At 33.3% G+C, this 23,924-nt stretch carries 31 protein-coding genes, 1 tRNA gene and 1 riboswitch; of the genes, 23 read left to right on the forward strand and 9 right to left on the reverse strand.

The genetic code is table 11. From position 1 onward, the window contains the following. Positions 1-102: 102 nt before the first annotated feature. Genes hemL through hemB form a run of 3 tightly spaced genes read right to left on the reverse strand, consistent with a single transcriptional unit; the run spans position 103 to position 2,935 of the window. Positions 103-1,395: a glutamate-1-semialdehyde 2,1-aminomutase gene (gene hemL / locus J2Z80_RS10360; protein WP_209454321.1), complete on the reverse strand. Its 1,293-nt coding sequence runs from the start codon at positions 1,393-1,395 to the stop codon at positions 103-105. Then, a complete protein-coding gene (locus J2Z80_RS10365) occupies positions 1,392-1,979 on the reverse strand; it encodes a precorrin-2 dehydrogenase/sirohydrochlorin ferrochelatase family protein (RefSeq protein ID WP_209454322.1) in 588 nt (195 codons plus the stop codon). The genes hemL and J2Z80_RS10365 overlap by 4 nt, the downstream gene beginning before the upstream one ends. Beyond that, the gene (hemB, locus tag J2Z80_RS10370) at positions 1,961-2,935 is read right to left on the reverse strand and encodes a porphobilinogen synthase (protein ID WP_209454323.1); all 975 of its coding nucleotides are present in this window, start codon (positions 2,933-2,935) and stop codon (positions 1,961-1,963) included. Before hemB ends, J2Z80_RS10365 begins: the two co-directional genes overlap by 19 nt. Positions 2,936-3,123: 188 nt before the next feature. Here hemB and J2Z80_RS10375 point away from each other — a divergent pair, with 188 nt between their 5' ends. From J2Z80_RS10375 to J2Z80_RS10425, 11 genes are all read left to right on the forward strand, one after another. Then, positions 3,124-3,996, forward strand: a complete 873-nt coding sequence (locus tag J2Z80_RS10375) for a 4Fe-4S binding protein (RefSeq protein WP_209454324.1) — start codon at positions 3,124-3,126, stop codon at positions 3,994-3,996. 11 nt (positions 3,997-4,007) lie between these two features. Beyond that, positions 4,008-4,217, forward strand: coding sequence for a sulfur carrier protein ThiS (thiS, locus tag J2Z80_RS10380; RefSeq protein WP_014758528.1), 210 nt, complete (start codon positions 4,008-4,010; stop codon positions 4,215-4,217). Next, complete coding sequence (locus J2Z80_RS10385) at positions 4,214-5,035, forward strand: HesA/MoeB/ThiF family protein (protein WP_209454325.1); 822 nt, start codon at positions 4,214-4,216, stop codon at positions 5,033-5,035. Before thiS ends, J2Z80_RS10385 begins: the two co-directional genes overlap by 4 nt. Further along, positions 5,032-5,445 carry a M67 family metallopeptidase gene (locus J2Z80_RS10390; protein WP_209454326.1) on the forward strand — a complete coding sequence of 138 codons (414 nt, stop codon included), beginning with the start codon at positions 5,032-5,034 and terminating at the stop codon, positions 5,443-5,445. The genes J2Z80_RS10385 and J2Z80_RS10390 overlap by 4 nt, the downstream gene beginning before the upstream one ends. Before the next feature lie 24 nt (positions 5,446-5,469). Beyond that, on the forward strand, positions 5,470-5,727 hold the full coding sequence (locus J2Z80_RS10395) for a sulfurtransferase TusA family protein (protein ID WP_209454327.1): 258 nt from the start codon (positions 5,470-5,472) through the stop codon (positions 5,725-5,727). Then, positions 5,717-6,943 carry an O-acetylhomoserine aminocarboxypropyltransferase/cysteine synthase family protein gene (locus tag J2Z80_RS10400; protein ID WP_209454328.1) on the forward strand — a complete coding sequence of 409 codons (1,227 nt, stop codon included), beginning with the start codon at positions 5,717-5,719 and terminating at the stop codon, positions 6,941-6,943. Before J2Z80_RS10395 ends, J2Z80_RS10400 begins: the two co-directional genes overlap by 11 nt. 62 nt (positions 6,944-7,005) lie before the next feature. Continuing rightward, on the forward strand, positions 7,006-7,806 hold the full coding sequence (cysD, locus tag J2Z80_RS10405; protein ID WP_209454329.1) for a sulfate adenylyltransferase subunit CysD: 801 nt from the start codon (positions 7,006-7,008) through the stop codon (positions 7,804-7,806). Positions 7,807-7,817: 11 nt separating this feature from the next. After that, complete coding sequence (locus tag J2Z80_RS10410; RefSeq protein ID WP_209454330.1) at positions 7,818-9,503, forward strand: sulfate adenylyltransferase subunit 1; 1,686 nt, start codon at positions 7,818-7,820, stop codon at positions 9,501-9,503. 17 nt (positions 9,504-9,520) lie between these two features. Then, the gene (locus tag J2Z80_RS10415) at positions 9,521-10,369 is read left to right on the forward strand and encodes an ABC transporter ATP-binding protein (protein WP_432422716.1); all 849 of its coding nucleotides are present in this window, start codon (positions 9,521-9,523) and stop codon (positions 10,367-10,369) included. Next, positions 10,338-11,069 (forward strand): ABC transporter permease, encoded by a 732-nt coding sequence (locus tag J2Z80_RS10420; protein ID WP_209454331.1) that lies wholly within the window; start codon positions 10,338-10,340, stop codon positions 11,067-11,069. Before J2Z80_RS10415 ends, J2Z80_RS10420 begins: the two co-directional genes overlap by 32 nt. A 27-nt stretch (positions 11,070-11,096) precedes the next feature. Then, entirely contained in the window at positions 11,097-11,825 is a 729-nt protein-coding gene (locus J2Z80_RS10425; RefSeq protein WP_209454332.1) for a phosphoadenylyl-sulfate reductase, read from the forward strand. Between the two features lie 113 nt (positions 11,826-11,938). On the opposite strand, the gene J2Z80_RS10430 is transcribed toward J2Z80_RS10425, so the two are convergent. Next, complete coding sequence (locus J2Z80_RS10430) at positions 11,939-13,039, reverse strand: DUF362 domain-containing protein (protein ID WP_209454333.1); 1,101 nt, start codon at positions 13,037-13,039, stop codon at positions 11,939-11,941. A gap of 216 nt (positions 13,040-13,255) precedes the next feature. Continuing rightward, positions 13,256-13,357: riboswitch (TPP riboswitch) on the forward strand. A gap of 77 nt (positions 13,358-13,434) precedes the next feature. Between J2Z80_RS10430 and J2Z80_RS10435 the strand changes: the two genes are divergently transcribed. Next, a complete protein-coding gene (locus J2Z80_RS10435; RefSeq protein WP_209454334.1) occupies positions 13,435-14,217 on the forward strand; it encodes a sulfide-dependent adenosine diphosphate thiazole synthase in 783 nt (260 codons plus the stop codon). A 336-nt stretch (positions 14,218-14,553) separates the two neighbouring features. On the opposite strand, the gene J2Z80_RS10440 is transcribed toward J2Z80_RS10435, so the two are convergent. Next, a tRNA-Leu gene (locus J2Z80_RS10440) sits at positions 14,554-14,640 on the reverse strand. A 122-nt stretch (positions 14,641-14,762) separates the two neighbouring features. On the opposite strand from J2Z80_RS10440, the gene hflX reads away from it, so the two are divergent. Continuing rightward, positions 14,763-16,001, forward strand: a complete 1,239-nt coding sequence (hflX, locus tag J2Z80_RS10445; protein ID WP_209454335.1) for a GTPase HflX — start codon at positions 14,763-14,765, stop codon at positions 15,999-16,001. On the opposite strand, the gene J2Z80_RS10450 is transcribed toward hflX, so the two are convergent. Beyond that, positions 15,991-16,473, reverse strand: a complete 483-nt coding sequence (locus J2Z80_RS10450) for a DUF3189 family protein (protein ID WP_192402714.1) — start codon at positions 16,471-16,473, stop codon at positions 15,991-15,993. The genes hflX and J2Z80_RS10450 overlap by 11 nt on opposite strands. Positions 16,474-16,714: 241 nt before the next feature. Between J2Z80_RS10450 and J2Z80_RS10455 the strand changes: the two genes are divergently transcribed. From J2Z80_RS10455 to J2Z80_RS10470, 4 genes are all read left to right on the forward strand, one after another. Further along, on the forward strand, positions 16,715-17,143 hold the full coding sequence (locus tag J2Z80_RS10455; RefSeq protein ID WP_209454336.1) for an NUDIX hydrolase: 429 nt from the start codon (positions 16,715-16,717) through the stop codon (positions 17,141-17,143). 72 nt (positions 17,144-17,215) lie between these two features. Next, the gene (locus J2Z80_RS10460) at positions 17,216-17,863 is read left to right on the forward strand and encodes a YigZ family protein (RefSeq protein WP_209454337.1); all 648 of its coding nucleotides are present in this window, start codon (positions 17,216-17,218) and stop codon (positions 17,861-17,863) included. Between the two features lie 72 nt (positions 17,864-17,935). After that, a complete protein-coding gene (locus J2Z80_RS10465) occupies positions 17,936-18,178 on the forward strand; it encodes a hypothetical protein (protein ID WP_209454338.1) in 243 nt (80 codons plus the stop codon). A 20-nt stretch (positions 18,179-18,198) separates the two neighbouring features. Further along, complete coding sequence (locus J2Z80_RS10470; protein WP_245301270.1) at positions 18,199-18,588, forward strand: CoA-binding protein; 390 nt, start codon at positions 18,199-18,201, stop codon at positions 18,586-18,588. Positions 18,589-18,661: 73 nt separating this feature from the next. On the opposite strand, the gene J2Z80_RS10475 is transcribed toward J2Z80_RS10470, so the two are convergent. Continuing rightward, complete coding sequence (locus J2Z80_RS10475) at positions 18,662-19,075, reverse strand: sulfite exporter TauE/SafE family protein (RefSeq protein WP_209454340.1); 414 nt, start codon at positions 19,073-19,075, stop codon at positions 18,662-18,664. A gap of 22 nt (positions 19,076-19,097) precedes the next feature. Then, positions 19,098-19,457, reverse strand: a complete 360-nt coding sequence (locus J2Z80_RS10480; RefSeq protein WP_209454341.1) for a sulfite exporter TauE/SafE family protein — start codon at positions 19,455-19,457, stop codon at positions 19,098-19,100. A 188-nt stretch (positions 19,458-19,645) separates the two neighbouring features. Between J2Z80_RS10480 and J2Z80_RS10485 the strand changes: the two genes are divergently transcribed. Beyond that, a complete protein-coding gene (locus J2Z80_RS10485; protein WP_209454342.1) occupies positions 19,646-20,386 on the forward strand; it encodes a YebC/PmpR family DNA-binding transcriptional regulator in 741 nt (246 codons plus the stop codon). A gap of 6 nt (positions 20,387-20,392) precedes the next feature. Here the strand turns inward: J2Z80_RS10485 and J2Z80_RS10490 are convergent, their stop codons facing one another. Continuing rightward, the gene (locus J2Z80_RS10490; RefSeq protein WP_209454343.1) at positions 20,393-20,842 is read right to left on the reverse strand and encodes a chemotaxis protein CheW; all 450 of its coding nucleotides are present in this window, start codon (positions 20,840-20,842) and stop codon (positions 20,393-20,395) included. A gap of 144 nt (positions 20,843-20,986) precedes the next feature. Between J2Z80_RS10490 and J2Z80_RS10495 the strand changes: the two genes are divergently transcribed. The 5 genes from J2Z80_RS10495 to J2Z80_RS10515 all read left to right on the forward strand — a co-directional run bounded on the left by J2Z80_RS10495 (position 20,987) and on the right by J2Z80_RS10515 (position 23,908). Beyond that, entirely contained in the window at positions 20,987-21,541 is a 555-nt protein-coding gene (locus J2Z80_RS10495) for a hypothetical protein (protein WP_245301271.1), read from the forward strand. A 79-nt stretch (positions 21,542-21,620) separates the two neighbouring features. Beyond that, positions 21,621-22,118, forward strand: a complete 498-nt coding sequence (ruvC, locus tag J2Z80_RS10500; protein ID WP_209454344.1) for a crossover junction endodeoxyribonuclease RuvC — start codon at positions 21,621-21,623, stop codon at positions 22,116-22,118. Continuing rightward, positions 22,115-22,681, forward strand: a complete 567-nt coding sequence (gene ruvA, locus J2Z80_RS10505) for a Holliday junction branch migration protein RuvA (protein ID WP_209454345.1) — start codon at positions 22,115-22,117, stop codon at positions 22,679-22,681. Before ruvC ends, ruvA begins: the two co-directional genes overlap by 4 nt. Before the next feature lie 9 nt (positions 22,682-22,690). Beyond that, positions 22,691-23,686 (forward strand): Holliday junction branch migration DNA helicase RuvB, encoded by a 996-nt coding sequence (ruvB, locus tag J2Z80_RS10510; RefSeq protein WP_209454346.1) that lies wholly within the window; start codon positions 22,691-22,693, stop codon positions 23,684-23,686. Between the two features lie 9 nt (positions 23,687-23,695). Next, positions 23,696-23,908 carry a DUF2905 domain-containing protein gene (locus J2Z80_RS10515; RefSeq protein WP_209454347.1) on the forward strand — a complete coding sequence of 71 codons (213 nt, stop codon included), beginning with the start codon at positions 23,696-23,698 and terminating at the stop codon, positions 23,906-23,908. Positions 23,909-23,924: the final 16 nt, after the last annotated feature.

The raw sequence follows: 23,924 nt of genomic DNA on the forward strand, positions 1-23,924 counted from the left end.
TACATTAAATCTTAATGAACCGCCGTATACCGAACGGTACGTACGGTGGTGTGAGAGGACGCTGAATAAAATAATTATTCAGCTCCTACTCGATTGCATTTGCTATGCTGAAATTTCTCTCGCTGCTTCAAAGCTGGCTTCTATTGTTCTATCAATGTCTTCATTGGTGTGAGCAGTGGATAAGAAAAAAGTTTCATACTGAGACGGTGGCAGATATATGCCTCTTTTTAACATGGCTTTGAAATATTTAGCAAATAAGTCTGTATTTGATTTAGTGGCTGTTTCAAAATCGTAAACATTGCCTTCTGTGAAAAACATGCACATCATTGTACCGACTCGATTTATTTTGACATTTATGCCATTTTGCCTCATGCTTTCATATAATCCCATACAAAGTCTGTCAGCTTTTTTGTCAAGTTCATCATAGATAGAAGGGTCTTCTGATAATACATTTAATGTTTCGTACCCTGCCACCATTGCAAGAGGGTTTCCTGATAATGTACCTGCTTGATAAACAGGTCCATCAGGCGATATCATCCTCATAATATCCTCTCTTCCACCATAAGCGCCAACAGGCAAACCGCCTCCAATGATCTTTCCAAATGTTGTTATGTCCGGATTAATGTTATATAACCCTTGAGCACATGTGTAAGATACTCTAAATCCAGTCATAACCTCGTCGAATATGAGAAGTGAACCATATGACTCTGTGACTTTCCGCAAAGTCTTCAAAAATCCCTCTTTAGGCGGAACAGTGCCCATGTTTCCTGCAATAGGTTCAACAATAACTGCGGCGATATCTTCTCCATATTTTTTAAATATCTCGACTATCAAGTCACTGTCGTTGTACCTTGCTATTATGGTGTTTTTAGCTATTTCACTTGTTACGCCTTTTGAATCTGGTGTCCCGAATGTAAGAGCACCGGACCCTGCCTTGATGAGGAGGCTATCGGAATGGCCGTGGTAACATCCTTCAAATTTTACTATGATATTCCTTTTTGTGTATCCTCTTGCCAATCGTATGGCGCTCATAGTAGCTTCTGTACCCGAATTCACCATTCTTATTATTTCCACAGATGGTACAGCTTCTTTGATTTTTTCAGCTAATTTGATTTCTATTTCGGTGCAAGCCCCAAAACTTGTGCCACTTTCCAACTGATTTTTTAAAGCATTGACTATGCGGGGATTACAATGACCCAGTATAAGTGGACCCCATGAGAGAACGTAATCTATATATGTATTTCCATCTACATCTTCTATATGGCTGCCAAAGCCTTTTTTTATGAAAATGGGATTTGTTCCAACGGATTTAAATGCCCTTACGGGACTATTTACGCCACCAGGCATAAGAGTTTTGGCTTTTTCAAAGAGAATATTCGACATTTCATAGCTCATTTTTTATCATTCCCTCTCAAAATATTGTACTTATTTATGATATCGTCGTATAATTTTATTTTTTCTTCCTGTGTAGCAGAAGTTGTTTTGAGTTTATCCCTCAGATTGCTTAATTCAGCAATAAGATTTTCAACATCATCTTCAAACATATTGCCAAGCATTTCTTTTATTCGCTTTGCTAATAACGGACTTTTCCCATTTGTTGATACAGATATAGTAAGATCACCTTTTTTCATGACAGAAGGAACTATGAATGTAGAAAGCTCCTTGTCATCTACTACATTCACAAGTATATTTTTTTTCTTACATTCGTTAGAAATCTCTTTGTTTATGATTCTATCATTTGTTGCTACAACAACCAAAAAGTAATTATCAACATCATTTTTTTGATAGCTTCTTCTTATCAAATTAACTTTATGGTTTTTAGGCAGTTCCAAGATCTCATCTGTAAAATACGAGGATAATGCTGTAACAGTTGCGCCAAATTCAAGTAAAGATAATATTTTTCTGTAAGCTACTTTACCACCACCTATGACAAGACATTTTTTGTTTAAAATATTCAACATTATTGGATAGTAAGCCATTTTGCAACATCCTTAGCAAAGTAGGTTATTATGATATCAGCGCCAGCCCTTTTTATTCCAGTCAATGATTCCAAAACTGCTGATTTTTCATCAATATATCCCATCTGAGATGCGGCTTTTATCATTGAGTATTCACCGCTTACATTGTAAGCTGCGATTGGGATATTGAAGGTATCTTTTGCCCTTCTTATTATATCAAGATACGGCAGTGCTGGTTTTATCATTATTATGTCAGCACCTTCCTCTATATCAAGTGAGATTTCTCTTAAAGCTTCGTCAGAGTTTGCAGGATCCATTTGGTATGACTTCCTATCGCCAAATTGCGGTGCTGATTCTGCTGCTTCTCTGAAAGGACCATAAAATGACGATGCATATTTAGCGCTGTAAGATATTATTGGTGTGTTTACATATCCATTTTCATCTAAAATGTCTCTTATTGCTTTTACACGCCCATCCATCATGTCAGAAGGTGCTACGATGTCTGCACCCGCTATCACATGGGATAAAGCGATTTTTGCAATGTATGAAGTCGTTTCGTCGTTTTGTACATAGCCATCTTTTACAATGCCACAATGGCCGTGACTTGTATATTCGCACATGCACACATCTGTTATAATAAGCATTTCAGGTATTGCATTTTTTATGGATTTTATGGCTTGTTGAATTATTCCGTTTTCGTCGTAAGCTTCAGAGCCTAATTCATCTTTTTTTGATGGTATGCCAAAAAGCAGTACGGCGGGTATTCTTAAATCATATACTTCTTTAACCTCTTTTACGAGGTTGTCTACAGAATAACGATAGACTCCAGGCATTGCCACAATTTCTTCTTTTATATTTTCACCAGGTACGACAAACATAGGGTATATCAAATCATCTACGCTTATAGACGTTTCCTTTACCATCCTTCTTATAACTTCATTTGTTCTAAGCCTTCTTGGCCTCTTTAGCAGTCTCATGATAACACCTCACTTTTTATTTTATTTATATTATATCAACTTTTTGATTGATGTACAGAACACATTATCAAAATTGTGTTTAACAGTTCAATTAAAATTAGATTGACATTAATAAAACGATGTGTTAAATTATAAAAAAGAAATCCATAAATTCATATCTGTTTACTATGAATTAAAAGGAGGATAAAATGATTTTCAATGATGATTTAGTGAAGGCATTAAAAGATGGTGGATTTATTAAACAAAAGCAAAAAGACTATTATTCGATAAGAATAAGAGTAGTCGCTGGTAATATAACTGCTGAACAGATGAGGAAAGTATCAGAACTTGCTGAAAAGTATGGTAGGGGATATGTCACATTTACAGTAAGACTGGGGATAGAGATTCCATGGGTGCACTACACTAAATTACAAGAAGTCAAGGAAGAAGTTGAGAGAATCGGACTTGCAATGGCTGGCTGTGGACCGAGAGTAAGACCGATTGTAGCCTGCAAAGGTACTGTTTGCCCGTATGGATTAATTGATACGCAAGGTTTAGCAAAAAAACTGGATGACGAGTTTTTCCCAACACCTGGTTTTCCACATAAATTCAAGATGGGCATTTCAGGTTGCCCTAATAATTGTACTAAACCTCAATTTAACGATATCGGATTTCAAGGGCAGGTAGAGCCTGAACTTAATGAGGATTTATGCACAGGTTGCGGACTATGTGCGGATGTTTGCGAAGCGAAAGCAATTTCGATTAAAGATGGTCTTGCTGTAAGAGACGATGATAAATGCATTTATTGTGGTTCATGCATAAGGGTGTGTCCAATGGATGCATGGAAGAAAAAAAGAAGTGGAGTAGCAGTCTTTGTGGGCGGCAAGTTTGGCAAAAAGTACAACTTTGGATACCATATTGCAGACCTTGTTGATGTAGAAAAAATACCAAACATTATTGAGAAAACAATGAATTTTTACAAGAGCAATGGGATCAGCAAAGAAAGGCTTTATGACACAATAAATAGAGTCGGACTTGAAAATTTCAAAAAAGAGGTTTTAGAAAATGAAGATGAAAAGTGAGGAGTGTAGCTATGAATATCAAAGTAAATGGCAATGATCAAAAAATTGACAGAGAGTATACTGTAAGGGAATTGTTAGATGTATTAAACGTTAAAATGAAAGAATATGTAACGGTTCAACTTAATGATGAAATATTGTCAAGAGATGATTTTGATAAAATAATTGTAAAAGACGGAGATACAGTTGAATTCCTCTATTACATGGGAGGAGGAAGTAGATGAATTTTTCCAATGAACAGTTAGAAAGGTATTCGCGTCATATTATATTAAAAGAAGTTGGCGCCAAAGGTCAGGGAAAAATATTAAATTCAAAGGTTTTGATAGTAGGAACAGGTGGACTTGGAGCACCGGCAGCTATGTACCTTGCGGCAGCAGGTGTTGGAACAATAGGATTAGTAGATTATGATAAGGTAGATTTATCCAACCTTCAAAGGCAAATAATTCATAGAACAAAGGACATTGGCAAAGACAAAGTTATATCTGGCAAAGAGACAATCAACGAGATGAATCCTGATGTAAATGTAATAACATATCATGAATGGATAAGCTCTAAAAACATAATTGATATCATAAATGATGAAGATTACGACTTTATAATTGACGGTACGGATAATTTTCCGGCAAAATTCTTAATAAATGATGCTTGTGTGCTTATAAAGAAACCTTTCTCACATGCCGGAATAATAAGATTTGAAGGTCAAACGATGACATATGTACCTGGTAAAGGACCGTGTTATAGATGTGTTTTTCAAGATCCGCCGCCGAAGGATGCCGTTCCTACTTGCAGACAGGCAGGAGTGCTTGGAGTCATGGGTGGGATAATTGGTACGATCCAAGCGACAGAAGCATTAAAATATATACTTGGAGTTGGCGAACTTTTAACAGGCTATTTATTGACATTTGATGCGCTAAAAATGGAATTCAGGAAGATAAAAATATCAAGGAGAAAGAGCTGTCAAGTTTGTGGTGTCCATCCTTCAATAAAAGAGCTGATAGATTATATAGGGCCACAATGCGATCTTAAGGAGGATTACAAATGATAATACTGTCAAAGAATGATTATAAAAAAATGTTGGATCATGCGAAGAAAGAAAGTCCTATTGAAGCATGTGGCTTACTTGCAGGAATAGTAGATGGTGAAAAGAAATTTGTTAAGGAAGTTCGTTTACTGACTAATATAGATAGAAGTCCTGAGCACTTTTCAATGGATCCGAAAGAACAATTTGAGGCTTTGAAGCATTTCAGAGAAAACAAATTTGTGCTTATTGGGAATTTCCACAGTCATCCTCAATCACCTGCGAGACCTTCTGAAGAAGACAAAAGATTGGCATTTGACAGTAAACTCAGCTATTTAATATTGTCACTGATGGAAAAAGAAAACCCTGTCTTAAAGAGTTTCATAATTGAGGATGGGAATAGCTATGAAGAAGATATTTTAATTGAAGATTAAAAATTTTGGAAAGGAAGTATAGTCATGAAAGATATAAAAGCTGACAGTTTTATAGATATAACTGATGTAGTATGCCCTATTACTTTTGTCAAAGCAAAAGTGGCTATAGAAGATTTAGAAGATGGGCAAATCCTTGAAGTAAGAATGAATGAAGGAGAGCCGATTAAGAATGTGCCATCCAGCTTTAAAGATGAGGGACATAAAATATTAAATGTTATAAATAACCGAGATGGGACTTATACGATATTTGTTAAAAAGGGAGGCCTTGTCAATGAGGTTTAATACAAAGCTATTACATCTAAATTATGGACCTGATGAAAAGACTGGAGCCTCATTGACGCCTATATATCAATCTACATCATTTAGCCATTCGGCAGAGGAACTGGAGAATATATTTAAAGGCAGCGAATATGGCTTTACATATACGAGAATAAATAACCCAACCATTGAAGCTTTTGAAAGAAGGATTGCATCACTGGAAAGCGGAATAGGGGCAGTTGCATGTTCCTCAGGAATGGCTGCTATAGCTTTAGCTATTTTAAATATCTTGAAGACTGGTGATGAAATACTATCTGGTTCAGGAATATTCGGCGGGACTTATGAACTATTTAAAGATTTCAAAAACTTTGGTATTACTGTAAAATTTGTAAAAGATAATTCCATAGACGCTTTTAAAAGATCAATAACTAATAACACAAAATTGATTTATATCGAAACGATTGGAAATCCTAAATTAGATGTTCCTGATATAAAAAGTCTTTCAGTTCTGGCACACGAAAATAAAATTCCTTTAATCGTTGATAATACTGTAACTACTCCATATTTAATTCGACCGATAGAAATGGGTGCAGACATCGTTATACATTCAACATCAAAATTTATAAATGGACATGGAAATTCTATTGGTGGAGTTATAGTCGATTCTGGTAAATTCAATTGGGATTTTAATAAATATTCAATGCTTAAAAAGTTCGAAAAATATGGACAATTTGCTTATCTGGCAAAGCTTAGGAAAGGCCTTTTTAGAAATATTGGTGCGTGTATGTCTCCATTTAATGCATATCTTAATAATTTGGGTTTAGAAACGCTTGGAATAAGGATGGAAAGGCTATGCCAGAATGCTTATGAGTTAGCTGTTTTTTTGAAAAAATTTGATAAAGTGCTATCAGTTAACTATCCAGGGCTTAAAGAAAGCCCATTTCACGATATTGCTAAAAGGCAGTTTGGTGATGGATTTGGTGCTGTATTGACAATTCGTGTAGGTTCTAAAGAAAAAGCGTATAAAATGATTAACTCTTTAAAGTATGCAACAAATATCACGAATATAGGTGATACACGTACGCTTATAATTCATCCATCATCTACGATTTTTGCTGAAAGCAGTGATGAAGAAAAAGAATTCATGGGAGTGTTTGACGATTTAATAAGAATCTGTGTTGGACTGGAAGATATAGAAGATTTAAAAGAAGATTTTATGCAGGCTATTGATGGGTTATAATTTTTACTTAAATTATAAGTATTACGATATGTTTACTAATAATTATTTTGTGAGGTGTTAATATGGATAGATTAGATATGTTGGAAGCTGAAAGTATATACATATTAAGAGAGGCTTATAAAAGTTTTGGCAAACTTGGAATGTTGTGGTCGGTTGGGAAAGACTCTACAGTAATGTTGTGGCTTGCTAAAAAAGCTTTTTTTGGACATTGCCCGTTTCCCTTTATTCATATAGATACGACATATAAAATACCCGAAATGATAAGATTTAGAGATAAGATTGCGAAGGAGTATAATCTCGACCTTATCGTCTACACAAACTGGGATGCTATAAATAATGGCATGGGTCCGGAAAAAGGCAGATTAGTTTGCTGTAAGGCACTAAAAACAGATGCATTGCAGCATGTGATAGATAAGTATAAATTTGAAGGATTGATTGTGGGTGTGAGAAGGGATGAAGAAGGTTCAAGATCGAAAGAGAGGATTTTTAGTGAACGAAATAAAGAGTCTGAGTGGAATTACACAAACCAGCCTCCAGAGCTTTGGGATCAGTTTAAGACAGATTTCCCGAAAGGTAATCATATCAGAGTACATCCTATATTGAACTGGACTGAGTTAGATATTTGGCAATATATAAAAAGGGAAAATATACCGGTTGTTGATTTGTATTTTGCAAAGAACGGCAAAAGGTATAGAAGCCTTGGATGTGCGCAATGCACAGGACAAGTAGATTCAAATGCCTCAACAGTTGATGAAATTATAGAAGAATTAAAGCACACAAATATCAATGAACGGGCTGGAAGGGCTCAAGATAGAGAAGATGCTTATGCTATGCAAAAATTGAGGAAAGACGGTTATATGTAAGGAGGATAAAAATGGTTGAAAGTAAAGAGATTTTCAAAATAGTGGTAGTAGGACACGTTGATCACGGAAAGTCGACAGTTATTGGAAGGCTTTTGTACGATACAAAGTCATTGCCGGAGGGGGCCATTGAAAAAGTAAAAAGAATATCAAAAGAAACCGGTAAGCCATTTGAATATGCGTATTTATTAGATGCTTTTGAAGAGGAACAAAAACAAGGCATAACCATCGATACGACGCAAATTCAATTTCACACGAAAAAGAGAGATTACGTAATAATAGATGCACCAGGACATGTAGAATTTTTGAAAAACATGATATCTGGCGCAGCCAATGCAGAAGCCGCGCTGCTTGTTATCGACGCCAATGAAGGTGTAAGAGAACAGTCTAAAAGGCATGGGTACATTCTTTCGTTGTTGGGCATAAAAAAAGTTTATGTTCTGGTTAATAAAATGGACTTAATAGATTATTCGGAAGAAAAATTTTTAGATGTAAAAAGCGATATGGATATCTTTTTAAAAAGCATTAATGTCTTTCCACAAAAGTATATACCCGTATCCGCTTTTCATGGTGAGAATATAGCTTTAAGTTCAGAAAAGATGCCATGGTATAAAGGCGACACAGTCTTAGATGCATTAGATATTTTTGAAAAGGACAAAGAGATAACCGATAAGCCGTTGAGGCTGCCTATACAAGACGTTTATAAATTTGACAATAGGAGGATTATTGCTGGCAGAATAGAATCTGGCGTACTAAATGTGGGAGATGAAATAGTAATATATCCAAGTAAAAGAACGTCTAAAATAAAATCCATCGAATACTGGCAAGAAAAAGACAAGACGACAAAAGCTGAAGCGGGAATGTCAGTTGGAATTACGCTTTTTGATGAGTTTTTTTATAAAAGGGGAGAATTTATAACCCGCAAGGACGATGAGGCTCCACTGGTAGGGGATACGTTTAAGGCGAATATATTCTGGATGAGTGAAAACAGGCTGATAGTAAATAAAAGATATAAACTTAAATTGGTTACACAAGAAACAGAATGTGAAATAGCCGCAATTAATAAAGTTATAGATGCTTCTACGCTTTTTTCAAATGACGACGCAAAGGAAGTAAATACTAATGAAGTTGCTGAAGTCGTGATAAAAACCAAAGATAAAATTTGCTTTGATGAATTTAGAAATAATCATGTAACAGGGCGTTTTGTCATTGTAGATGGCTATGATATAAGCGGTGGAGGAATAATAAATGGATTGGAAATTTTAGATGCAGCAAATAAATTTATAAAAGGAAATGTGGAACTTCCAATAACGTGCTTTGATGAATACTATTATTTAATACCATCTAATGAGATAAAAAAAGTAGCTGTTGAAAGAAAATCATACAAAATAGGAGATAGGTTGCCTATAAATGGAGATACGTATTATTACCCTGATAATTTTGATGTTGTTGACTTGAATAATGAGCTATCTGCCTTAATAAGAGACGGTAGATTGGTTGATTTAATCAATTTAAATGAATATGAGTATAAAGGTTATCCTGTATATAGCAGTGATGGATTTTTAGCAAATGTAAAAAATCAAGATGATTTTATCAATTTTAAAAATGATTTTAAGAAGTCAAAGTACGGCTTAGTTGATTTCGCAAATAAATGGTATGATCCTATGGCTAATAAGCGGATTGTATATAAAGCCGTTTAAAAGCGGGAACTAAAGAGGTGTTTGATTTGTCTCTTATTGTTGAGAATATATCAAAAAGTTTTGGATTTAATTCAAAAGCGAATTTAGTACTGGATAATGTCAATCTTTTAATAAACAAAGGAGAATTTGTATGCCTTGTTGGCCCTTCCGGCTGCGGCAAGTCTACGCTGCTTAATATAATTGCCGGTCTTGAAAGTGCGTCATGCGGCAGAATTATTTTAAATGGTAGCGTAGTAAAGGATGCAGGTATAGATAGAGCAGTCGTGTTTCAAGAATCTGCTCTTTTTCCTTGGCTTACAGTAATGGATAATGTAGAATTTGGGATGAAAATGGCAGGCATAGAAAAGGAAGAAAGAAAAAGAAAAGCTATGAAATACTTAAAGATGGTCCATCTTGCAAAATTCAGAGATTCGTATATTCATCAATTGTCTGGTGGCATGAGGCAGCGGGTTGCACTTGCAAGAGCATTAGCTATTGATTCTCAGGTGCTCTTAATGGATGAGCCATTTTCGGCCTTAGACAGTCAAACAAGAGATATTTTACAGATGGAATTGCAGCGAATTTGGATGGATACAAAAAGGACAATTGTCTTTGTCACCCATAATATAGAAGAAGCGGTGGTATTGGCGGATCGCGTTATTGTGATGTCCGCTAATCCGGGAAAGATTAAAAAAGAATTTAAGATAGAACTATCAAGACCGAGAAGACCAGAAAGTCCAGATGTAATTTACTATGTAAGAAAAATAACGGACGAATTAAAGGAGGAGGTAGAAAAAGTTGCAAAAGCTGAATACGACAGCGATTGGAGCATTGAAAAAGATTTGTTTCTATCTAATGCTGATAGCGATATGGGAATTGGTCTATAAAATAAATGTAGAAACTATAAAAATCTGGAGTGCAAATGTTGTGCCTTCTCCAATTTCTGTTTTCCTTTTAATCGTTAGATTATTTAAAACCAAAACGCTTATATATGCAATATTATCCAGCATGAGAAGGCTTGTAATTGGATATTTAATATCTATTGTGATTGGTTTTTTCGTAGGTTTTCTGATGATTCATTTTAAATATATTGAAGAAAATTTTGGTTCGTTGATATTAGGATTACAAACTTTGCCTAATCTTGCATGGATACCATTTGCAATCCTTTGGTTTGGTTACAGTGAAAGTTCAATTATTTTTGTAATTGCTATTGGTTCTATATTTTCCATTAGCCTTGCTGTAGATTCAGGCATTAAAAATATAAATCCGATTTATTTAAAAGCAGCTAAGACAATGGGGGCTAAAGGATATAAATTATATTCAAATGTGATCATTCCTGCCGCACTTCCAAGTATAGTGTCAGGGCTTAAGGAAGGATGGGCATTTGCCTGGAGAGGTTTGATTTCTGGTGAGATGTTGGTATCTGCAACAGGTCTTGGACAGATTCTTTCAAAAGGAAAAGATGCATCTAATATAAGCCAGGTTGTTGCTGTAATGCTGATAATTTTAAGTTTAGGCTTAATCATAGATAAATTTGTATTTGGAAGAATAGAAAGATCAATAAGGTGTAGATGGGGTTTGATGTAAAATTTTTATATTATGAGGTGAGATATAATGAGCATAGATAAATTAGATCTTGAATTATTAAATAATGAATATAAAAATAAAAGCCCATTTGAGATTATAAAGTATGTTTATGATAAAATTGGTGCATCTCGTGTCGCATTAGCTTCAAGTCTTTCAATAGAAGATCAGCTTTTAACAGATATACTATTGAAGATTGATAATAAAGCAAGGATATTCTTTATCGATACTGGAAGACACTTTCAATCAACTTATGATCTGATGGATCGAACAATGAGGAAATATCATTTTAATTACGAAGTGTATACTCCTGAAAATTATGACTTAGAACCACTGATTAGAGAATATGGTCCGAATCTTTTTTACAAAAACGTTGATCTTAGGAAAAAATGTTGTGAAATTAGAAAAGTAAAACCCCTAAAAAGAGTTCTTGCTACGGTTGATGGATGGATATGTGGCTTAAGGAGACAGCAATCTGTAACTCGTGAGAATGTAAATATATTTGAGTGGGATTATAATCATTCTATATATAAGATAAATCCCATTGCATTTTGGACAGAAAATATGGTTTGGGATTATATAAAAAAAGAAAATATCCCTTACAACAGCCTTTATGATAAAGGCTTCAGAAGCATTGGATGTCAGCCTTGTACAAGGGCTGTAAAGCCTGGAGAAGATGTTAGAAGCGGAAGATGGTGGTGGGAAGATCCAGATAAAAAAGAATGTGGACTTCACATTCAAAAGCATAATGCTGAGTAATCAGATTAACTAACTGTAGGAATAATTTTGCAAATCCGATTAAGCAGCTAATTTATTAATTATTGTGCTTTTAAACGATTGATATTTTTCTAGCATAGTTTATCAATATTTTTTCATCGTTTTAGCTGCTGCATAAGAAAATTTAATATATCTTTAGCTTTTGGTGGACAGCCATTAACGGAATGTGTAAAATTTCTGGTACACATTCCGATCCCTATTCCATCAATTTCTTTTTCTTTAAATCCTTGACCAATGTATATCCTTTTTTCGAGATATTTTAAAAGTCCTTGTTCATCAAGACGACCTAATGCATGAATTAAACTGCCATAACATGCTGAACAAGAATTATTTTCTACAACCCATTTTGATAAATGTTGAACTTTTCTACCTGGATTTGTAAAATGCGTTTGTGCAATATCATCACTATTTAATTCTATTATATTTGCTTTTTGCAGAACTGCACTTCCTACACCTATACTTTCTGCAATTTTTATGTATTCTATATCGTATGGATTATAACCCATTAATTCAGCAGCATAAGAATCGATTAAAACTGGATCTTTACCGGCTATAATGCGGTTCATCTCCACCGGATTACCACCTTCTTCGAAATCAAGGTCACCTATTAATCCATCGACAATGTGTAGAGAAGGTTTTAAAATTTTATTTAGATAAGCTATTGGCTTATGAAGACCAAGCGAATGAAATCTTCTTTTCTCTTTATCTGGAATGCAGCCTTTCATATTTTTTAATGCACATGTAATTCTAGTTTGGCAGTGACCTTTCAATACTGGCAAATTTATAAGATAATTTAAAGACATTGGCTTGTCACAAATACTTACCGAAAAATCATCTACATTATATATGTGAAAAGAATCTTCTTTATTATCAAAAAGAGAAACATTATACTTTTTTGATATTTTATCGTATCCACATACTTTAAAAGCTTTCTTAGTGCTTTCTCCAATCCATGAGCTTTCTAAAATAACAATATTGTTAAAACCAAAATCTTTAAGATATTCAATGATTCCGCATATCATATCAGTGGACGTGGTTGCACCAGATTCAGGAACTTTTGCTACTACTAGATTTGGTTTTAGCCCAATTAACATATCTTTATTAAGTTCATTTTCAATTTTGATTGTTTTTAAAAGATTTTTCACAGTTTCCTTACCATTGCTTCCGTAGATTACATATATATCATTTTTATTCATATACATCACCTTTATTAATTATATCATAAGATAAATTATTGTTTACGAATAATTAGAAAATTGTATAGTTAAATACTAATTGATACTTAATTGAAAAAGTAATTTCTAACCCCATTTCGTTGAACAGTAGAAATGTTTGCTTTTTTAAAATAATTGTTGAATTTTTTTGAATTTGTAGTATAATTGGTTTATACAAATTATTGAAAACTAATTATATTCAAGTGCTAGGGAGCCAAAAAGTGGCTGAGAGGGGATCTGTTCCCGACCTTTTGAACCTGTCAGGGTAATGCCTGCGTAGGGAAGCACGGAAGAAGAAATTTGTGCCTACCTATTTGGGTAGGCATTTTTAATTTAAAAATTAAAAAAAGTTGATTATAAAGGAGATGGTTTTTACGATGAAAAATATTAAAAATCCTATTTCAGATGAAAAAATAAGCAGATTGATTCTCAAAAGTTATTTTGAGGATCTTTACAATGCTGTTTCATCAGATGTAATTATTACAGGTGCTGGGCCATCAGGTCTTTATTGTGCTATTTTGCTTGCAAAAAATGGTTTTAAGGTAACTGTTCTTGATAAAAAACTTTCACCTGGTGGAGGAATATGGGGAGGTGCAATGAGTTTTAATAGAGTTGTTTTGCAAAAAGACGTAAAAGACATTTTGAAAGAGCTAAATATACCATATAATGAAGAAGAAAATGCCTTAATAGTATCTTCGATAAGTTTTGCCAGTAATCTAATTGCAAAGGCAACTTCCTTTAGTAATATTAAATTTTTCAATTTGATTTCAGTTGTAGACTTATATTATATTGACGAAAAAATTTCTGGAGTAGTTGTTAACAATTCTACGATAGAGCTTCAAAAACTTTTTGTAGATCCTATGGTGCTTGTTTCAAAAGCAGTTTTAGATGCTACAGGGCATGATGCAGTTCTTGTAAGCTTTTATAACAAAAGAAGAAAAGTTGATATGATAAAAGAGTTTTTTATGAATGCTGAGCGAGGAGAAGAAGAGGTAATTAACAATACAAAGATGATAGCACCAGGATTATTTGTAGCAGGAATGGCTGCGAATAACGTATATGGCGGACATAGAATGGGTCCTATTTTTGGAGGAATGCTTTTATCTGGTAAGAAAGCTGCAAACCTGATTGCTGATTATTTAAATACTTATAAGAAATAAGAGGTTTTGAAAATGAGGTTACTCTAAATGTGCTGATTTTGAAAAGGCTTTATAAGTTATCATTTCTTTAGATATTGATATGAATCTCCATATTATGCTATAGCATAATAATCTTTGAGGAATTTAGTTATAAGGATCCAATATGAGGGAAAAATGAAGGCATGTCATTATTTTCTCATAAAGCCAAATAACTAGAAGAAAAGTTGTTTTACATAATGTATCTGATAATTATTTACTAGGTCAAAAAATAAAACATTGCATGGGATAGCACTTGCATACAGACAACAGCAATAAAAAAACCGATTTTCATAAATCGGCTCCCATAGGCTTTAATATTGGTGCCGAAGGTGGGACTCGAACCCACACGGTATCGCTACCACTGGATTTTGAGTCCAGCGCGTCTGCCAGTTTCACCACTTCGGCACGTCACATTAGATATATTATCATATAAAAAATAAAATTTCAATACCTAATTTGGAAATCTTGATTATTATATTAATACGGGATAATATATATGTATCTAATATATGTGTGGAGTGAAATATATGGATAATAAAATAGACGATAGTAGAGAAAAGGCAGTATTAGTAGGAGTAATTATAAATGATGATGATAATGAGAGCATGGATGAATTGAAAGAGCTGGCAGAGACAGCCGGTGCAGAAGTTGTGGGCATAATGACACAATCAAGATCTAATATAGATAGAACTAGTTATATAGGGAAAGGGAAGCTTATAGAATTAAAACAATTTGTAGACAACATGGATATCGATTTAGTCATTGCTAATGATGAGTTATCAGGAAGCCAGATTAAAAATATAGAAGAAGCCATTGATAGGAAAGTCATTGATAGGACAAGTCTTATTTTGGATATTTTTGCGAAAAGAGCAAAGTCAGCAGAAGGTATGCTTCAAGTTGAACTTGCCCAGTTAAGATACAGGCTGCCTAGGCTTCAAGGTCTAGGAAATGATTTATCTAGATTAGGTGGCGGCATAGGCACAAGGGGACCTGGTGAGACTAAGCTGGAAACAGACAGAAGGTATATTCGTGAGAGAATAAAAACGATTGAAAGGAAATTAGAAGATATGAAAAGACACAGGGAATTACTTCGGGGTAGAAGAAGAAAAAATAAAATCCCTGTTGTAGCAATTGTTGGATATACAAATGCCGGGAAATCTACGTTAATGAATGCATTGACAGATTCTTCTGTATATGTTGAGGATAAGCTTTTTGCTACTCTTGATCCAACAGCAAGAAAGCTTGAGTTACCATCAGGCAGGGATGTCATTTTGATAGACACTGTAGGATTTATAAGAAAGCTGCCACACGATTTAGTGGAAGCATTTAAATCAACGTTAGAGGAATCAAAATACGCTGATGTTTTGCTTCATGTGATAGACATAACGTCAAAAGATATAAAACATAAAATTGAAGTTGTAGAAAATGTTTTAAGAGATCTTGAAGCGATTGATAAGCCTATCATAAATGTATACAATAAGTCTGATTTGTTGGAGAAAATGCCTGTTAATAAAGATAATGAAATTTACATTTCAGCAAAAGAAATGATTGGCATTGATGAATTGTTAAAAGCTATTGATAATGTTGCGTATAAAGATTTGTTCGTATTAGATTTCTATTTTCCATATAACAAAAACAGAGAATATTTGTTTTTAAAAAGAAATTCAAAAATTTTAAAAGAAGAATACGATGAAAAAGGTATAAAAATAAAAGCACAAGTAGGTGCAGCAGAAAAAAATATATTAAGAGATTTTATTATCTCTTAATAGCATTGTATTCAGCACTTTCTTGTGCTTTTACATTTTTCACAATTTGAACTATGTTTTTGTATGCTTTTGTCACTCCATATGATACAAGAGGTCTTCCTATTACAGGCATTTTCAAAGCTATGGACGTGAAACCACCTATTTTCATTATCCAGTTTGTAGCAGATGATGTATCAATAATAAGCAAACCATCATTTGTATTGAATAAATGATAATATAGATCTTTTAAAGCTGGCTCCACGAGTTTTTTTCCATTTTTTACGCCTAAAGAATATACGTTGTTGCCATATTCATCTGTTCCTATTGATACTATATGTCCTGTATCATTTTGACCGTTTAACCTGTCAAACATAGGAATGCCTTCAATTTCTTCCTTTGTTGGCACTTTATCTGCAGGTAGCACACCAATATGGATATATGAAGCTATAACCGATGTATGTGTTCCGCCATAACAATGGTATATAATATGCATTGTAATCACTCCTTTCAAAATATATTTTTTTAAAAAAGCTGATACTTTATACAAAGATTTTTAACTAATTTAGGAAATTTGAAATAATTTATACATAAATTTCTCAAATTTTGTAATAATAAAAATAAAATTAATAATTTTTTAAGAAGGAATTTAAAAGTTTGCAAAGAATATTATATAATATAGCAAATATTGTGATATAAAATCACAATAAAATATAAAAAGCTTAGGGGGCTTATATATGTTAATAAGGGAATGCTCTGGTGGAGTTGTATTCAGAGGAGATGAAGTATTCCTATTAAAAAATGAGAAAAATGAATGGGTATTGCCTAAAGGTGCAATAAGAAGTAATGAATTGTCCGTTGATGCTGCATTAAGAAGGGTACGAGCAGAAACTGGTTTAAAATCTTTAAATGTCTTATCTACTGCAGGAGAAACTAGCTATGAGTTCTATTCTGTTACACGCCAACGTCCTGTCTATAATAAAATCACATGGTATCTAATGTCCACTGATGATGTAGAATTTAATATTAGCTCTGAAGATGGCTTTTTGAGTGGCGGATTTTATCCAATTGACAAAGCTTTAGAGCTTATTACTTACAGTCAAGATAGGGCCTTAGTAAACGTTTCTTATTACAAATACAAATCTCTAAACAAGGTAACAGCGTAAGTCAAAAAAATAAAAGCCATATGGCTTTTATTTTTTTGGGATTATTTGATATAATTATTGTGAGGTGGTAATTTGCTTTATAATTATAAAACGATATATGAATATGGATGCCAAGAAATAGAAATAAAGCGTTCAAGATTTATAGGGCATGCAAAACCGGTGATGAATGAGGAAGAAGCAATTGATTTTATCAAGAGTATAAAGGAGAAACATAAAGATGCAACACATAATGTGTATGCGTATATATTAGGCGATAGAGATGAAATTCAAAGATATAGCGATGATGGAGAGCCTTCAGGTACAGCAGGTGTACCTGTTTTAAATGTTATAAAAAGTGAAGGATTAAAGAATACTGCTGTTGTTGTAACGAGATATTTTGGAGGCATATTGCTTGGAGCTAGTGGATTAATAAGAGCATATGTCAAAGGAGCTAAATTAGGGATAGAAGCTGCTAAAATTGTGGAGAAAATTCTTTTTAAAAGTATATATATTACTATTGATTATACAATTTTAGGAATGGTGCAAAATGACTTATTAAAAAATAATTTTATAATTAAAAATATTGATTATACTGATAAAGTTACATTGAATGTTTATGTACCGTTTCAAGAGAAAGAAGATTTTGAAAAGTATATTGTGAATTTGACAAATTCAAGGTCAGTTGTGAAAGAAGGTAAAGATATATATCTATATAAAAAAGATGATAAATATATAGAATAAACAATTTGTACCTTGTATATAAATTTAATAAAATCAATTTGAATTGCCAAAATTTTTTCGGAGGTGCTTCAAATGAGTTATTATAAAGTATTAATTTCATGTGGGCATTTAGGCAATTCAAAAGAAATAACTATTGCAAGGTACTTTAAAGCAAAAAATATAATTGAAGCATTTGAAAGCGGCAACAGAATGCCGCGGGCTAAAAGAAAACACTCTCATACATCGGTTTTGCTTGTGAAGCCAATTGATGAAGCGTCTTATATAGATGGTAAATTTCAAGAGAGAATAAACAACTATCTTACGAAAAATTATTAGATGAAATGGAAGGTGATATAATGGATTATGTTGAAGAGGCATTGAAAAGAAAGGTTTGGGCTGTTGTAGGAGCAACAGACAATAAAGAGAAATTTGGATACAAAATATACAAAAATTTAAAACTTAAAGGATATACCGTATATCCTGTTAATCCCAATTATGAAACTGTAGACGGTGATTTATGCTATGAATCATTATCAAAATTACCAGTCGTACCAGAAGTTGTTGACATGGTTGTATCACCTAAGATAGGTGATGCATTTGTGGAGGAAGCATCAAAGTTGGGTGTTGATATTATATGGTTTCAGCCAGGAGCAGAAAGTGATGAATTAATTAAAAAAGCCAATAATTCAGGACTTAATGTTGTTTACAATACATGTGTAATGATGGAGACAGATAGGCGAAAATAATCATGTTTCGCCTCTGCCGTCCCATTTGATATCATTTGTAACATAGTAATTCTCGCAAATTTCAGAATTTAATTTACTTTTTTTGAATTTCTTGTTTGTTTTTTTTATTTTGTGTTTTTTCATTTTTGCTTTCACCTATCTTTTGCTTAGATATTATTTCATAAATTCCCATGATAAATAGGAACATAGCAAACATTTTTTTTAGAAGGTATGAATTTATATAAATAGATATATACGAGCCGATGAAGCTTCCAATCAAACCGCTTATTATGATATAAAAAATTATGTTTGTCATTATGTTTTTTTGTTTCAAATGATATAAAAGTGCGATGGAGGCAGTTGGGATAAACGATAGCAAGTTTACGCTTTGAGCGAGATGCTGTTCAACGCTAGCAAATATTGTCAAACCTGGAATCAATATTGTCCCACCACCTATGCCCATGCCGCCTATAATTCCTGCTAGAATTCCTATTATAAATAATTTCATTGTGACGATCCTTTCACATGCTTTATTTAATAATCCATATTCTTATTGAAGCGATTATCATTATTATTCCAAATAATTTTCTCAAATATTTTATTGGAACTTTGTTCAAAAGAAATGCCCCCAACAATCCTCCTATAACACTGCCTAAAGTAACATTTAATGTTGTAGGGAAATTAAATATGCCATTTTTTATGTATATTATAGAACTCAATACTGTAAGTGGCAATATTATGGATATTGCGGTTGCATGTGCTTTATGATCTTCTATTCCCAGCAAGAAAACCATAAAAGGCACAATAATTGTACCCCCTCCAGCTCCAAATAATCCGTTTAAGATTCCTGTAATAAAACCTATTATTAACAAATTTATTCGATTAGCCATTTTATCACCCAAAAAACTATTTATAATATATTCTTGTATCAATTGACATAAGATATGTACAGGTTTAAAATTTTTATGTGAGATGAAAATATTATAAAGTTGTATAACGTCATTATGAAAGTTAAAAATTTTACTTATGGGATGTTTTTTGATAAAATATTTTTGGCACAAAGTAAAGGAGGTTTTTTATGTCTGGACATTCAAAATGGGCTAATATAAAGCATAAAAAGGAAAAGATGGATGCACAAAAAGGTAAAATATTTACAAAACTTACTAAAGATATAATAATGGCTGCTAAGGAAGGCGGAGATCCGGAGACAAACAGTAAATTGAGAGATGCTATAGAAAAGGCAAAAGCTAATAATCTTCCAAATGATAATATACAAAGGGCAATCAAGAAGGGAACTGGCGAATTAAGTGGTGGAAATCTTGAAGAAGTTATATATGAGGGGTATGGCCCTGCTGGTTCTGCGATAATAGTTGAAGCTTTGACAGATAATAAAAATAGAACTGCCGGTGATGTAAGGCATATATTTGATAGAAGCGGAGGTAGCCTCGGTTCTTCTGGATGTGTTGCCTGGATGTTTGATAAAAAAGGTCTTATAACTATTGAAAAAAATGAAAACATTGATGAGGATGAATTAGCTATGCTTGTTATAGATGCAGGTGCCGATGATTTTTCTTCTGATGGCGATGAATACGAGATATTGACAGCGCCTTCTAATTTTCAGGCAGTAAAAGATGCCATAAAAAGTGCTGGGTATGAGATATCATCTGCTGAGATAACTATGATACCTCAGAACACAGTAAAGCTTTCCGACAGCGATTATGAAAAATTTGAAAAATTCATTGAAAAACTTGAAGAAAATGATGATGTACAAGAAATATATCATAATGTCGATGTGCCAGATGAAGATGAAAAGGAATAGAAGAAATTATTGCATTTCTTCTATTTCCTTTTTTTCACTTTCTGTAAGTATTTTTTCTAAATCTAAGTTTATAATTAAACGATCGTCATAGCTTACTACGGATTCAATATATTCTTTTCCAATTCCTGCAATAATATCTGGTGCTTCTTTTATAGAGTCGTTTTCAACGTGTAGCACTTCTGTTACAGAATCTACAATGAAGCCAACAGACTTTTCGTTGATTTTGATTATTATTATTCTAGTGTCATCATCGTAATTAGTCAATTTCAACTTTAACCTCTTTTTAAGGTCTATAATAGGTATTACAGTGCCTCTTAAGTTGATTATACCTTCTACAAAACTTGGTACATCTGGGACTTTTGTTATAGTCTGCATTCTAATTATTTCTAGAACATCCATTATATCGACGCAGAATTCTTCGTCGTTTAATTTAAATATAACTATTTGATTTAGCATAATAAACCATCTCCTCTCGAATGATATTATTCGATATAATTTTACAAAATCCTTCAAAAATTTTTATGTATAAAAAATTTTTTTATTGGTTATAATTACAAAAAGTGGAAGTGATTAAAGATACAAAAGGTAGGTTGTTATATTATGAAATTTCGTGGAAAGAGAGCTATATCTATTATACTGATTTTTATAGTAATAATCTTTTTGGCTGGATATATATACTATATTAAATTTTATAGTCGTCCTTCAAAAATACCGCAGTATACAAAGACAAATGTTAATAGTGCAATGACGAGGGAGACAATAGTGCCTGATGGAAAATTGCTTTTTGAGACTTTGTACAAAGGGAATGGTGATCTTATAAGGGAAGAGCAAAAAATAAGCGCTTCACTTTACGGAAAGAGCAAAGAAGATATTGCTAAGATTTATAGCGACTGGAGTATTAAAAAATTTAGCAATGATATGATAGTTTTGTATAAGGAAGAAAATGGTTTTCCGCCAGGTTATTACATAATTTCAAGTTCAGATGGATATGTGTCATTGTTTAAAAGCGATGGTAATGGAGGAAGCTCACTAGTTGAAAAAACTGATATACTTGTAAATAATTTAAATCCAAATGATAAAGAAAGGATTTTAAATAATATAGTAGTAAAAGACATAGACGAAGCATATTCAATACTTGCAAATTTAAGCAGTTAAACTCCCTAAATTTTAGAGAGTTTTTTTCTTGTCTATGTATAAGATAGATGTTAAAATATTATACGAGGAGGACTTTTAGATGAGGATTATTGGGATAGACCCTGGAATAGCTATTATGGGATATGGGATAATTGACGATGATTGTGGTAGATTTAAAGTTTTAGAGTATGGTGCAATTACAACGGTTGCAGGTATAAAAAAAAGTATAAGGCTTAAAGACATATACGATGGTACGATATCATTGATAGAGAAATATAAACCTGACGTTATGGCTATTGAAGAACTTTTTTTTAATAAAAATGCTAAGACTGTTATTACTATAGGCGAGTCTAGAGGAGTTGCCATCTTAGCTGCAATTAATTGTGGCATAGATGTTTTCGAATATACGCCTCTACAGGTGAAACAATCTGTTGTTGGGTATGGACGGGCAGAAAAAAAACAGGTTCAGAATATGGTTAAAGCTATATTAAGCTTAAATGAGATACCAAAACCTGATGATGTGGCTGATGCATTGGCGGTTGCCCTTTGTCATTGCAATAGTAATATTATGAATGGGAAATTGGGGTTATTAAAATGATAGATTATATAAAAGGCACCATTGCAGAAAGAGGTATTGATTATGTTGTTGTTGAGACACTGGGCATAGGATTTAAAATAATCGTACCAGCAAGTACATTGAGAGAGCTGCCCAATACAAACGATATAATAAAACTTTATACATATTTGCATGTAAAAGAGGATGGATTTCAACTTTATGGCTTTTTGACAATAAATGAGATGGAAATTTTTAAAAAATTGATTGCTGTAAATGGTGTAGGACCAAAGGCAGCAGTTTCAATTTTATCTACAATTTCGATTGATAATTTTTATAATGCCATTAAAAATGGTGACTCAAAGATTATAGAGAAATCTCCAGGTGTTGGCAAGAAAACAGCTCAAAGGATAATACTGGAGCTTAAAGACAAATTATTTATTAACAATGCAGAATCAGTTAAAATTGATGATGCATCAGAAGATGTATTAAATGCACTTTTATCTCTTGGTTATACCAGACAAGAATCGATATCAGCACTATATGGGATAGATTGTACTGATACTGAAAATGCCTTGAGAGAGGCATTGAAAAAGCTTATGAAATAAGGTGATTGTATGGAGGACAGAATTTTAACACAAAATTTTACGCCAGAAGATGCCTCCGAGTATTCTTTAAGGCCTAAAAGGTTGTCTGAGTACATAGGTCAAACAAAGATAAAAGAGGAATTAAAAATTTATATAGAAGCTGCGAAAATGCGAAATGAGCCTCTTGATCATGTGCTGCTTTTTGGACCACCGGGGCTCGGCAAGACAACTCTTGCAAATATTATTTCAAATGAAATGGGCGTTGGCATAAGGATAACTTCTGGACCGGCAATAGAACGAGCCGGAGATTTAGCGGCAATACTTACTAATTTGCAGGAGAATGACATTCTTTTTATAGACGAAATACATAGACTTAATAGAAGTGTGGAAGAGATATTATATCCTGCCATGGAGGATTTTGAATTAGATATAATTATAGGAAAGGGACCAAGCGCTAGATCTTTAAGGCTTAACTTGCCGCATTTTACGCTTATAGGCGCAACGACTAGAGCGGGATTAATGACATCTCCACTGAGGGATAGGTTTGGAGTTATTATGAGGCTAGAATTTTATTCTGTCAACGATTTAAGTGAAATAATAAAGAGGTCGTCTGCTATACTAAATATAGGTATAAATGATGAAGCTGCATATGAGCTTGGACGTCGTTCTAGAGGGACGCCTAGGATAGCAAATAGACTTTTAAAAAGAGTGAGAGATTTTGCACAAGTAAAAGGTAATGGCTTTATAGATTTTGAAACTGCCAAAGATGCTCTTGATATGCTGGGCGTTGATGATATGGGGCTTGAGCACATCGATAGAAAAATGCTAAAGTCTATTATAGAAAAGTTTTCAGGCGGTCCTGTAGGGATAGATACTATTGCTGCATCAATAGGTGAAGAAAGTGAAACGATAGAAGATGTCTATGAACCGTATTTGATGCAGATTGGTTTTTTGAACAGAACTCCTAGAGGTAGGATTGCAACAAGATTAGCTTACGAATATTTAAACTACAGTATTCCTGAATGAGGGGTAGATATGTTTCAAGAATTTGGAAAAGCTTTAATCGGCATTGGTGTTGTTTTGGTTATAACAGGTATAATATTTTTATTAAGTGGAAAATTTGGAATTGGTCATTTGCCTGGTGATATTATTCTAAAAAGAGGCAATTTTACTTTTTACTTTCCGCTGATGACGTCTATTATAATTAGTGTGGTTTTGACGTTTATATTGTGGCTTTTTAGAAAATAAAAATGTAAAGGGGTAT

The organism is Thermoanaerobacterium butyriciformans, from assembly GCF_017874545.1.
Taxonomy (GTDB): Bacteria; Bacillota; Thermoanaerobacteria; order Thermoanaerobacterales; family Thermoanaerobacteraceae; genus Thermoanaerobacterium; species Thermoanaerobacterium butyriciformans.